The organism is Morganella psychrotolerans (genome assembly GCF_001676155.1).
In the GTDB taxonomy this organism is placed as follows: domain Bacteria; phylum Pseudomonadota; class Gammaproteobacteria; order Enterobacterales; family Enterobacteriaceae; genus Morganella; species Morganella psychrotolerans.
The window spans coordinates 153,097-165,725 of the sequence record NZ_LZEW01000032.1; the positions used below are offsets into that span (position 1 = coordinate 153,097).

General features: G+C 46.2%; 10 protein-coding genes, 2 tRNA genes and 1 rRNA gene. 4 read left to right on the forward strand and 9 right to left on the reverse strand.

Annotated features, from left to right (window positions below; genetic code table 11):
* Positions 1-3: 3 nt before the first annotated feature.
* Positions 4-456, reverse strand: coding sequence for a ribosomal protein S18-alanine N-acetyltransferase (gene rimI, locus AYY16_RS17550; RefSeq protein ID WP_067369605.1), 453 nt, complete (start codon positions 454-456; stop codon positions 4-6).
* The gene (locus AYY16_RS17555; RefSeq protein ID WP_067369608.1) at positions 428-835 is read right to left on the reverse strand and encodes a DNA polymerase III subunit psi; all 408 of its coding nucleotides are present in this window, start codon (positions 833-835) and stop codon (positions 428-430) included. The genes rimI and AYY16_RS17555 overlap by 29 nt, the downstream gene beginning before the upstream one ends.
* A 91-nt stretch (positions 836-926) precedes the next feature.
* On the opposite strand from AYY16_RS17555, the gene rsmC reads away from it, so the two are divergent.
* The 3 genes from rsmC to AYY16_RS17570 all read left to right on the forward strand — a co-directional run bounded on the left by rsmC (position 927) and on the right by AYY16_RS17570 (position 2,263).
* Entirely contained in the window at positions 927-1,940 is a 1,014-nt protein-coding gene (gene rsmC, locus AYY16_RS17560; protein ID WP_067369609.1) for a 16S rRNA (guanine(1207)-N(2))-methyltransferase RsmC, read from the forward strand.
* Between the two features lie 101 nt (positions 1,941-2,041).
* Positions 2,042-2,128, forward strand: a tRNA-Leu gene (locus AYY16_RS17565).
* A 48-nt stretch (positions 2,129-2,176) separates the two neighbouring features.
* Positions 2,177-2,263: transfer RNA gene (locus AYY16_RS17570), tRNA-Leu, on the forward strand.
* A gap of 62 nt (positions 2,264-2,325) precedes the next feature.
* Here AYY16_RS17570 and AYY16_RS17575 read toward each other — a convergent pair.
* From AYY16_RS17575 to AYY16_RS17600, 5 genes are all read right to left on the reverse strand, one after another.
* Positions 2,326-2,586 carry a DUF1435 family protein gene (locus AYY16_RS17575; RefSeq protein WP_067369612.1) on the reverse strand — a complete coding sequence of 87 codons (261 nt, stop codon included), beginning with the start codon at positions 2,584-2,586 and terminating at the stop codon, positions 2,326-2,328.
* A 241-nt stretch (positions 2,587-2,827) separates the two neighbouring features.
* Entirely contained in the window at positions 2,828-4,492 is a 1,665-nt protein-coding gene (locus AYY16_RS17580; protein ID WP_067369615.1) for a Na/Pi cotransporter family protein, read from the reverse strand.
* Positions 4,493-4,873: 381 nt separating this feature from the next.
* Entirely contained in the window at positions 4,874-6,310 is a 1,437-nt protein-coding gene (gene phoA, locus AYY16_RS17585; RefSeq protein WP_067369617.1) for an alkaline phosphatase, read from the reverse strand.
* 446 nt (positions 6,311-6,756) lie between these two features.
* Positions 6,757-7,416, reverse strand: a complete 660-nt coding sequence (locus AYY16_RS17595) for an ATP-binding cassette domain-containing protein (protein WP_067369623.1) — start codon at positions 7,414-7,416, stop codon at positions 6,757-6,759.
* A 40-nt stretch (positions 7,417-7,456) separates the two neighbouring features.
* Entirely contained in the window at positions 7,457-8,353 is an 897-nt protein-coding gene (locus tag AYY16_RS17600; RefSeq protein WP_067369626.1) for a LysR family transcriptional regulator, read from the reverse strand.
* Positions 8,354-8,462: 109 nt separating this feature from the next.
* Between AYY16_RS17600 and AYY16_RS17605 the strand changes: the two genes are divergently transcribed.
* Positions 8,463-8,906, forward strand: a complete 444-nt coding sequence (locus AYY16_RS17605) for a PACE efflux transporter (RefSeq protein ID WP_067369629.1) — start codon at positions 8,463-8,465, stop codon at positions 8,904-8,906.
* A gap of 62 nt (positions 8,907-8,968) precedes the next feature.
* On the opposite strand, the gene AYY16_RS17610 is transcribed toward AYY16_RS17605, so the two are convergent.
* Both AYY16_RS17610 and rrf read right to left on the reverse strand, forming a co-directional pair.
* Positions 8,969-11,122: an autotransporter outer membrane beta-barrel domain-containing protein gene (locus AYY16_RS17610; protein ID WP_067369632.1), complete on the reverse strand. Its 2,154-nt coding sequence runs from the start codon at positions 11,120-11,122 to the stop codon at positions 8,969-8,971.
* A gap of 1,381 nt (positions 11,123-12,503) precedes the next feature.
* A 5S ribosomal RNA gene (gene rrf / locus AYY16_RS17615) occupies positions 12,504-12,619 on the reverse strand.
* Positions 12,620-12,629: the final 10 nt, after the last annotated feature.

A 12,629-nucleotide genomic window follows, 5' to 3' on the forward strand; every position in this document is an offset into this window, starting at 1 on the left:
GTATTACATCCCGATATCAAGAAAAAGCGCCATAATCAGGGCATCCTCTTTGCCTTGCTTCGCCGGGTAATAATTTTTCCGCACTGATACTTCATTGAAACCCAGAGATTCATACAGTGCAATCGCCGGACTGTTTGACGCTCTGACCTCAAGCCAGAGAGTGACAATGCCTTTTTCTGTCAAATCCTCAATCACTTTCATCAGCAACTGACGACCATAGCCTTTCCCCTGATGCTCAGGTGCTACCGCGATATTAAACAGCGTGGCTTCATCAAGAACCGTCTGGTTAACGGCAAATCCCGCCAGTTCACCATCAGCTTCCAGCCTGAGATTGTGGTAACGTTCGCCCTGATTGCTTTTGAACGTACTTTCACTCCAGGGATAGCTATGTGCCGCCTGTTCAATGCGGAACGCCGCATCGAAATCATCAGGAAGCAGCGGTAATATTTTGATCATATTGATAAATTTGTGTCCATAACCCGCGTTTCGCCTGCACATCCTGATACAGATTTGCAAGAGACGGAGTGTGTAATAAAGGAAACGTATCCGGCAAGTCTGCATCAACGCCCGGTAACCAGCACAGGCAGGATGTCTGTTCCGGAATGCTCTGTATATTCTCAGGCGCGATGCAATAAACATCATCTGCCGTGATATTCAGACAACGAAATATATCGCTGAATAAATCACAGGTGAGATCTGTCTGCTCATCGGTTATGATCAGCAGGCGTGCCGAAGCCGGGATCTGTACTGACAGCTCCCCTTTCAGGCGCTGTGGTTGCCGCAGCGTCCATTGGGTTATCCCCATCTGAGCCAGCATTCTGTCTCGTCGCGTCATAATGTATCCCTGAAAGACCAAACGACCGTATATTAGCAAAGCGCGCTGCATGCGCCAATGCTGTCAAATCATGATTTACAGGAGTTAACGGATGTCCATGCTTACCCCGGCCAGTGAAGTTATTTTACGCCACGCAGAAGAATTTACCGAGAGCCATGTCCTGCTTGCCGGGGACATTCAGGATCTTATTGCAGCTCAGCTTACTGCAAAATCAGTGTATGCCAGTACCACACAATATCATCAGTGGCAGGCGATGCACCCGCAACTTGGTGATAACAGCGCGTTTGAACTGACTGTCAGCCCTGAAGCAGCGGCACGCTGCGATACCCTGATCTATTTCTGGCCAAAGAGCAAGCAGGAAGCCTTATTTCAGCTGACACAAATTTTCTCCTGTCTGCCGGTCGGCAGCCATGTGTTTATTGTCGGGGAAAACCGCAGTGGTGTGCGCAGTGCTGAAAAAATGACTGAAGCATTTGTCCCCCTGCATAAAGTAGACAGCGCGCGTCGTTGTGGTCTTTATTATGGCGAACTGACAACTGCAGCTCAGTTTACGCTGACTGACTGGCTGAAAGAATATCAGGTCGGTGATGCAAACATTGCCACACTGCCGGGCGTATTCAGCCAGGATAATTTTGATAACGGCAGTGCGCTGCTGACAAACGCGCTGACCCGTCCGCTGAGCGGAAAATTGCTTGATATCGCCTGCGGCAGTGGCGTTATTGCCGCTGTACTGGCAAAACGTAACCCGGGTCTGGTACTGACACTCAGTGATGTGTCTGCCGCCGCTCTCGCCGCAAGCCGTGAAACGCTCACCCGTAACCAATTGGAAGGTGACGTTATTGCCAGTAATGTCTATTCTGACCTCAGCGGAAAATATGACTGGATAGTCTCTAATCCGCCGTTCCATGACGGGTTGAATACCAGTTACAATGCAGCACAGCAGCTGATTACCGGCGCTAAAGCGCGCTTAAACCGTGGCGGGAAAATCTGTATCGTGGCAAATGCTTTTTTACCGTACCCGGCACTGCTGGACAGCACGTTTGGTCAGCATCATGTTCTGGCGCAAACCGGAAAATTCAAAGTCTATATTGCGACAAATGCCTAATAATTACGCGAAGTCTTCAGGTTCAGCAAAAAAATATTGACGGCGCGGATAAAACCGCTAAAATCCGCCTCCATGCTATCGGTACAAGATAGTTCTGGTTTGCGAGGATGGCGGAATTGGTAGACGCGCTAGCTTCAGGTGTTAGTGTTCTTACGGACGTGGGGGTTCAAGTCCCCCTCTTCGCACCAATCAGGATGGCTTGAACAACAAACGACAGCATAGTGAATGACAGTACTGCGAGGGTGGCGGAATTGGTAGACGCGCTAGCTTCAGGTGTTAGTGTTCTTACGGACGTGGGGGTTCAAGTCCCCCCCTTCGCACCACTGTTATCACACATTCATTACGCGCCCCGCGTACTCTGATTCAATTTTGTTATCTCCCCCGGCTATATCCTCAGATGCTCAAACCAGAGCAGACTTCCCAGAACAAATGCAATTCCTGCCGGTATCAGCAGGAAATGACGCAATACGCGATTATATAACATCGGCATTGTCAGCAACATGACGACCACCAACGCAATACGTGCTGCGTCCTCTTCATGTCCCGGCGACAGAAACAGCAAGACCGGCACCAGTGCCAGCATCACGCCACCGACACCGGTAATGTGCTGCCAGAAAAATGATGAAAGCGAGTTTTTGATTTGCATGACACCCACCCTTCACGATAACGTAAATGAGAACAATTCCCGTTATCATAAATAACCTGCCGGATGTTGCAAGCCTTTTCAGTCTTAAAACGCAAAAAAGGCATATAATTATATACCTATAAATCATATGCCTATACCCTTATTCATTCAAATTGCAGGTTCGTTGGCTGCATGCACCTTGAATGACGTTGGGTATATAAACTGTATGTCTATAAATTAAACAGACATTATTATCTGAATTTCAGGGTGTTCCGGCTGTCTCATGAGACGTATCATCATTTGCTGTCTCGCTTCTTGTATCGGCAACACCTTCCAGCACATGATACGCCACTGAGCAAAACAGAGAGTTCAGACGCTTCATATCCCCCAGCAATCCGATATGTAAACGGCTGCTGCTCATACTCTGCATATTGTTGACATGCAGGCGCTCCACATGCGCAAATGAGTAGCGCTGATTCAGCAAACGGAAGCGGTGTTTTGCCCGGCGCAGGCGTCGCGCGTTATCCACATCCCCGGACACAAACACTGACATGGCCAGATTGAGGTTATTTTGCAGCCGCGACATCATGGTGGTCAGCTCACCGTAACCATCCTTCGAGAAAATCCGCTGCGGATCGGCAGTCTGGTTCGCAACATCGTGTGCCATACGCGCAATAATCGATGAAGACTGCTGTAAACTCATTGCCGTATCAATGACTTCGGCCCAGCGGCGGGAATCACTCTCTCCCAAATCAGCCTGCTGTAATTGAGCCAGATACAATTTTATACTGCTGTGCAGCAGCTCAGCTTCATCTTCCAACTGATTAATCAGCCGTTTTTGTTCACTTTTTCCCGACAACTGACTGTCAAAGCGCTGCAACATCTGCTCAATAACATCACCCAGCCGCAGCGTTTCCCGCACTGAATTCGCCAGCGCAAGTGAGGGAGTGTCCAGCGCGCTCTGATCCAGATAACGCGGAGCGATACTCTGCGTATCCACCGGCGGTTCTGCTATTAACAGCCGACAGAACCGGGCCATTGGTTTAACCAGTGCCAGCATCAGGACACAGCGGACAAAGTTATAGACAACGTGGAAATAAATCACCACTTCTGCCGCCGGTAAATTGTACTGCGCTATCCGGACTGACAAAGGCTGTATCCACGGCAGCACCAGGGCACAACCAATAAGCTTGAACAGCATACTGCCAAGCACCACCTGGCGGGCAACCGCATTCTGTCCGCGGCTGCTCAGCATAGCAAGAAACCCGCTGCCGAGGTTTGAGCCTATGACTATCGCCAGACTGATATGCAGCGGCACCAGCCCGGTAGCGCTCAGTGTGGCAGTTAACAGCACGGCGGCAAGGCTGGAATAACTTACCATCGCAAACAGTGCGCCCACCAGCAGTGCCAAAACAGCGTCACCGCTGAGAGAGATAAAAATTGCCTGAACCGCTGACGCCTGTGTGATAGGTTCTGCTGAGGAAACAATCAGTTGCAGGGCAAGAATAATCAGCCCCAGCCCTATTCCCACGCGCCCCAGTTGCCCGGTACGGCTTTTTTTCTGGCTGAGAAACGTACTGACACCTGCGAGGATCAGCAGCGGAGACAGCCAGGAGAGATCAAACGTCAGTACCCGCGCCATCAGTGCAGTACCAACATCTGCCCCCAACATAATCACCAGTGCGGGCGGCAGTGCGATCATGCCCTGCGCCACAAAAGAGATAACCAGCAGCGCCGTGGCATTACTGCTCTGAACCAGAGCTGTTACCCCCAGTCCGGCGAGAAATGCCCGCGATGTTTTCCGGATACTTTTTTCCAGCAGCCGCCGTAAATCCGCGCCGAAAACCCGCATGATCCCGGTGCGCACAATGTGCGTTCCCCAGACCAGCAAAGCCACTGATGAAAGAAGATGGAGTAATGTCAGCATAGTGTTCCCGTTATAACGATCAGATAAACGGTATATCACACGATGGCAAAGTCACCATGTGATAATGACAAAAAACACGCCGCCGCTATCAGAAAAAATCGCATAAAACACAGGGTTTTACGGAATAAAGAGTACCGCCCCGGAGCCGGGACATCAGAATAGTATATCTTATGCAAAATATATTTCAAAAATCATCGTGTTACAAACAATAACAAAAAAGCCACCGGCACATAGTACCGGTGGCAGCCACTGCTGAAATCAGCAAAACAATCAATATAAAAAAAATCAGAGCAGAAAATTGTGAATATCAGGTTATATATACCCAACGTCATTCAGGATGCGGCCAACGAACCTGTAGTTTGAATGAATAAGGGTATACAGTTACTTCAGTTCCATTGCTTCACGCATGGTGAAAAATAAATCAGTCTGATCCGTTAAACCGACCACATTCGCCGCCCCCGGTCCAAATGCTGCTATACGCAGCTGCGAGCCGGTATGCTCCTGCGAATCTGATTCTGAGTTGCCGTAGTTCACTGCCATCACACTGCCGTCTTTCGTCATCAGCGCCTGAGTCAGGCCGGGTGATACTACATCGGCTTCAATAATCTGGCTGGAATGCGCATGGTCAGCGGTCACAATCACCAATGTATCACCGTGCTTCTTCGCATATTCCATACCAATTTGTACGGCTTCATCCAGCGCAACAGTCTCACCAATCTGACCACAGGCATTTGCCGCATGATCCTGTTTATCGATTGACGCACTCTCAACCTGTAAGAAGAAGCCGTTCTCATGGCTTTCCAGCAGATTGATTGCTTTTTCTGTCATCTGAGCGAGTGTCGGGGCATTCGGATCCAGTTTTGAGTTTGGTTTACACTCAACAACCGCCTTATCCAGATTCCCGCGATAAGAGGCTTTCGGACCTTCCCAGGCAACGGTCATATTGCCGTCACTGAATAATCCCAGTACCGGTTTATCCTGATTTGCTGCTTTTACTTCCGCCAGGGATTTCGCGTCTTTCACGATGTGATATCCACGAATAACCGCCTGTTCTTCCAGGGTTTTTCCTGAATACTCACCTGCTTTGGCGGTTTGACCGAAACTTTTCGCACCACCACCCAGCGTAACATCGGCACGGGCATTCAGTAACTGTTCACTAATTGATCCCAATCCGCCGTTTTCCAGTGCTTCCGGCGTGCAGCGTTCCGCTGTTTCTTCCGGACCATAGCATTTACGCTGGCTGATATGAGAGATGAGTGCAGCAGGTGTGGCATCCTGAATTTCAGAGGTTGTGACGTTGCCGGTCGCTTTGCCGTTTTTCTTTGCCAGTTCGAGAATAGTGGTGTGAGGTTTGCCATAAACATCAATACCCAGCGCACCATTATAGGTTTTGACACCGGACGCCCAGGCGGTTGCTGATGCGGCTGAATCTGTAACATAATTAGGTTTCTGTGTTTTTTTATCCAGCGCGTACGTGGTGTACTGCCCGGTCAGCGGCAGGGCATCAATCCCTTTAAACACACCACCCGCGCCTTCGGCATAGTTACGGGCAACTGTAATTTCAGAATCCCCCATACCGTCACCGATAAACAAAATCACATTTTTTGCTTTGGTCTGACCGATAGCCGCTTTCAATGCGTCAGTCTGATCGGATGTCAGGCGGCGAGCACCACCAAACTCCGTAATATTTCCCTTGGCAGCGCGATCCTGCGCCACAATGGTATCTGAATTTCCTGCCGCAACTGCCGGCAGTGCAGAACCTGTTAACAGAGCCAGAACGGCAACAGCAACCCGTGTTTTAATCATCGCATGAAGCATCAGCAGGATCCTTGTCATTAAATAAAGTCGTCGGTTATCAACGCAGGGAAGCTTAGGCTGCTCAGATGACATTAACGTGACACTATTGTGACCTCTTGGTGTCAGTCAGGGTTTGTAAGCCGGAAGTTTGTCAGTGCTTGCAAACCTGCGAACCAGCCACTCAGGCGGCTCCCCCCCTCCGGAGACTACCAATAAGAGCCAAAATAATCGTACGCGGGGCAGGAACAGCAATTCTTTGCGACGAGTATGAAAGCCGTGGTATCAATCGGCGGGATATCAGGGGAAATTTTGTACTGACTCAGGGTATCGGGCGGCACAATATAAGAATAAGAACGGAACCAGATATCAGTATCATTAAGGCGAGTCATCGGATCATCCTGTCCACCGCCTGAGAGAAAATACCCTGCTCTGACGGGGACAGATAGTTGGTGAGTACTAACTTCCATTTATCCCCGGATATCCCCTGTAATGAAAGCATCCGGTGCGGGATCGCGGGTTACCGGCGGACGGGGCGATTCACTGACAATCCACAGAGAGGTACACACTTTCTCAAGCAGCGCTTTATTGTGGCTGAACACAACCAACCCAAGCGGACGTCGCTGTGATTCATCTATCAGAACCTGCCAGATCTGTGCCTGAATATGTGCATCCAACTGCGCGGTCACTTCATCTGCAACCAAAAACCGGGTACGCGGATCTAACGCACGCAATAGCGCAATACGCGCCAGCTCACCGCCGGATAATTCATTCGGGCGGCGCAAGAGCCACTCCGGCTCAATACACAGTTTGTCCAGCCATTGTGCATCCGGTTTCCATGCATCATACAGCCCGGCGCCGGTGGTGCGGTAAGGATTAAAGCACTTCTCCGGATGTTGCGGCACCAGTTGAACAGGACAATAGCCGGACGTCGGGACCGGCTTTCCGTCAAGCAACAATTCACCGGAGTGTGGTTTTTGCCACTGCGCGAGTATCCGCCCCAGCGTCGTTTTTCCGAAACCACTCGGCGCTGAAATACCAAAACGCTCACCTGCATTCAGCCGGAAAGAGAGGCTCTCCCATAATGTTTTACCACCCTGAATCACCTGTAAATCACGGATTTCAAACATATGTGCTCCTGTGGGCTGATTTATCTTATTATCATAGCAACTAATTTCCCGGACACACATGGCTTTCCGTCAGCAACCCGATGCAATCTTGTGCACCGCGTTTAAGCACGTCCCCTTTCAGGCTGACAATATGTACCGGAAGCACCAGCCCGTTACGGGTATTGCGGAATGACAGCACCCGCAGTGTGCCTGCCGCCAGTTCTGTCTGAATCAACGATTCAGGCAAATTACCCCAACCGATCCCTGCCTTTACCAACCCGAGCGCCATCGCAAAGTTATCTGTCTGCCAGGTTTTTGTCGCAACCTGAGTTCTGATATCACTGAGAGTATGATGATGACTGGCAATAATAACCTGCCGGGTTTGCACCAAATCTTCAATATAAACAGATGGCTGTAAAGAAAGCGACGGATGAGAGGCTGAAATTGTTGCCACAAGAGATTCATGACCGATACAGTGGAACTGCTCGCGCGGATCCACATATAATCCGCCAAACACCAATGCCAGCTGAATACGCCCCTGATGCAACAAAGGCAAAATATCATCCTGCGGAGCAGAGAGAAGCTCTGTTTTCATCAGAGGGTAGCGCTGATTAAGTATTTGCAGTGCCGCAAACAAACACTGCGGGTTCACATCCGTTGCCACACCAATGGCGAGCGTGCTCTCCACTCCCTGCGTCAGTTCGCGGGTAAACACATTCAACTGATGAAGTTTATCTGTAATTTCTTTTGCATAAGGTGCGAGTGCGACCGCATTTTCTGTCGGCACCGGCGCCCTGCCATCCCGGTCAAATAGCGCAAATCCCAGCTCAGCTTCCAGATTACCGATAGCCATACTGACCGCAGAAGGCACCCGGTGCAATGCCCGTGCTGCCGCTGAAAACGATCCCTTCTCAAGCACGGTAAGAAAGAGCTGTAAATTATCACTGGTAAAAGGCATACGCCCTCCCTCTGTCAGAAAAACTGATAGTAGCTGACTTTATTTATCATCTCTATTGATTTAATTTGCTTCCCGGTTCACACAGCAAAAGAAACAGGACACAAAAAGTATGCAGGGTTTAAAACGGAAAATGGTCTTTATTGCCGCCTATGAAGTGATTGGCTGGATAATTTCATCTCTGGGACTGGCGCTGCTCTCCGGTAATTCAGCAGGTGTTACCGGCCCGCTGGCACTGGTTATTACCACTATCGCAGTGAGCTGGAATTTTATTTTTAACAGCCTGTTTGAATATTGGGAATCACGTCAGATATCGCGTACGCGGACATTGCGCCGCAGGCTGGTACACGCTGTATTATTTCAGCTGACACTCGTGGTATTTCTTATTCCGTTAATTGCGTGGTGGTTATCCGTCAGTTTATTACAGGCATTCTTACTGGATTTCGCATTAATTATTTTTATTCCGATCTATACCTTTTTCTTCAATTGGGCATTTGACAAAATATTTGGTGTGCCGGATTCAGCCCGTCCACGGCAGGAAAAAATTCTTCACTGATGCAATAACCAAAAAAGCCATACCAAAAACGGTATGGCAAAATTTAGCATACGAATAAAAAATCAAAAACTGACTTTTAATCCGATATATGCGCTGACAGGTGATTCCATTTTGTCACCATGGCTATAACCCAGACTTGCGGAAAGCATTGTATCCGGCGTTAAAGCAACCGTTGCCCCCATCTGATATTTCCCGGTTACAGACTCGTTACCATTAGAAAATACTTTATTATTCAGTGCCACTTTATTGTTTTTAACAAATTCACGGGAGACACCTACATTAATAAACGGTTTAACCTTTATATCATTAATATGAGTATCCATAGTCAACCGTGAACCTACCTCACCGACAGCGCTATCACTGTTAAACTCATGAATATCCATACCGTTGGATAACGGGTATTTTGCCTGACTAAACCGGCTGTAACTCATCCGCCCATAAGGTGTTAATGATACCTCAGGCGTAATCTGTAATTTTTTTCCGGTTTCAGAACTAACAGTCAGCGCATTCTGTTTAAAAGAACCATTAACTGCTCCGCCGCCACTGCTTTGTGTATGCAGACTATTTTTAAAATGCGAACCTTTCAGCATGCCATCAACATACCAATCCTGATATTGCCAGTGGGTATATCCGCCGATAGCAAAGCTATCCGTATTTCCCTGCCCGGTAACATAATCAAATGTCGTTTTTGTTTTTCCGGTACTGGTAAATAAACCAAATGCAATTTCACCAAAACGAGCCTGATTTAATTTGTCATATCCTATTTCCACGAGATTCATGCTATTTTTAAATGCAACACCGCGATTATCGCTGAATTTTGATTTATCATAGCGGTAATTCATCCACATTCCGTATTTTTTATCTGACTGTGTATCTGTGATATGACGACGTGACGGACCGAATAAATTTTCACTATGTAAAATGTGACGATTTACAGAGGCCATACTCAACCCCGCCAACGCACTATTGGACAAAGAGTCCCGGAGAGCTGGAGTGCCGGTATCATGACTGACATCTTTACCGGTTTCAGTATCAATTTCCTGAACATATTTATCGTCTTTATCTATTTCAGGTTCGGCCTGTGTCTCACCATCCGGGTCGATATCCGGATATGGTATATGGTCGGCCTTAGTAGCTAAATACCAGGTTGATTTTCCGTTACTTTTTACACCTTTGATTAAACGGTATTTATAAAGTCCCAGATCGACTACACCAGTATTTCCGGCCAGTTTGAATTCAGCATCCCCTTTATTAATTTCAATTAGCTCGACTGTCTCATCAGGATCAACAATATCTTTACCGGTATCATAGACATTGACTTTAAAATCACCGGTTGCATTATTTGTCACAACCAGTTTATCACTAACATCATCGGCAATTTGCGAATGAAATGAAAATGCCCCCTGACCACTGAGATCCTTGACAACTAATTGGTTAAAAATTACATTTTTATTATCTATTTTAGGCTTTAAGCTAACTGAACCATTATTAAGGTTAAGATTATCAATATTGGCAACCTGGAAATCACTGGCAGCATCAACCTCAACATCACGGCCTTCCCACTCAAAACCAAATAAATCATTGTTTCTTTCCGTCGACATATCCTGAATATAAAGATTACCGGAGAGATTCATTTTTTCAATTAATGTATTATCATCGGAATCGTAAAAGTTATCATTATCGATGATAACAAAAGCTTGTTGTCCGACATTCAGTGCACCTGTACTTTTCCCACCGACATTAAACCGTAAGACCCCCATTTGATTGACTGAGGTATTATTGGCTGTTCCGCCTTCGTGTACATTAATGTTTCCTTTACCCATAATCTGAGAATCGGTTACCAGACCACCATCCGTGATATCAACCTGCCCGTCATAGGATGATGGCAAATATAAATTTTGTCTGCTGGTATTATTCAACTCATCAGCTGTTCTTGGTGCACCCACTTTGGCTTTATCAAGGATACCACCATTGAAAACAGTCACTGTTCCTCGATCAAAAACCCAGCTGTTAACTGATTTCCCGCCTTTCCGGATATCCTGAGCACCATTATCTATGGGAGCATTCGGGTTCTGATTAGGATTAATACCAACCTGATTATCATAAACAGTATCATTTTCAATAACTTTATCATATACATATGTTATGGCAGCTGATGCTGTATTCAATGTTAATCCACTACAAATAGCGGTTGCCAGTACTGTTCTTTTCATCATTATGTTATTCCATATTCTATAAGTTATTTCCTGCTAACAAACAAAAATTAGAACAAAATTCCACCAGACATGGCTATCAGGTCAAACGGGATATTTGGTAATTCATCATGATAAAAATCATAATTTTCCGTCAAAAATACACAAACATAATATAACAATTATTAATGATGATGTGGTTTTCATAACCTGCAAATATATAACTTAAACACAGCGATATTAATCATATAAATAATATATTTTTACTAATCGCGTATAATATAAAAAAATTAAAAATTAATATAAAATTCATTATTTACTCTATTCTTAAAAAGATAGATCATTATATGGCGCATTCTAATATCCATAAAATTCCATATATTTACAATATACAACAAAATATTTAACCCGCATCTTTATCATGAAGAATAATCATGTACCAATATAATACAAAGATGCATATAGTGATATCTCACCTGCACCATCTTAATAAAATTATAATTATCCGAAAATTAACATTAATAATATATACACTTATTCTTAGTGATTGATCAATATACTTTCAGGCATAGTTTTATTATATATTTAACAGAGGATTACAGTGGACGTCACTGCCAGTGATCTATGCGATATTGTGCCGACATTTTACAATTTTTCGCACGGTTACAGCCCGTACATAGCATTGATTTGTGAGTTATCAATATAACAGAGTCCGTACGATAAAATACCGGTTCAGAAGACTACAAGGAAATGTGTAGAAGAAGACAGTATATAATTTATCAGTTTCCCACATATCAGACCATTTAAAAGATCAGACAAGCACAGAGGTTATTCAGTAAATATTCGTATTAAAAAAAAAGGGCGTTAGGAAAATCACTTTTGAGCGGGAGGATACAGTGCATATACCGCGGGTATAACTATATAAATCATAAAGAAATAGATGAAGGGCAGACTTTCAGAGTCCGAATAAATACGCCCCCGGGACGAAAGCAATACCCTTTCCGGAAAAACACTATCACATACAGTGTATTTATCATGTGTGGCCCCGGAAATGGAGCAGCTAGCCTTACTTCCATTCCCATACATCCGGCGGGGTATACAGTTATTTCCTCTGCGTTGCTCATCTCGGTGATACAACCGGGAATGCAGCACTATACGGTTTTTATTATGGACATTTAATTTACCGCCAGCGGCGCAAAATAGAAACCGTTGTTTCATTCATGGATAGTATCGGGGTTTACTGCATCAGGTCAGGAGGAGGATAACCGGGGGATATCAGGCAGGTAAAAAATAGCGGTAGTGTTGTTTATTCAGTGAATTTATTACAGTCAGGCTGATTGTTGATTACTTTTTCGCCCAAACGCAAAAAAGCCACCCAAAGGGTGGCTTCTTGGCTTAAATAATAACCTGGCGGTTCCCTACTCTCACATGGGGAGACCCCACACTACCATCGGCGCTACGGCGTTTCACTTCTGAGTTCGGCATGGGGTCAGGTGGGACCACCGCGCTAGTGCCGCCAGGCAAATTCTGT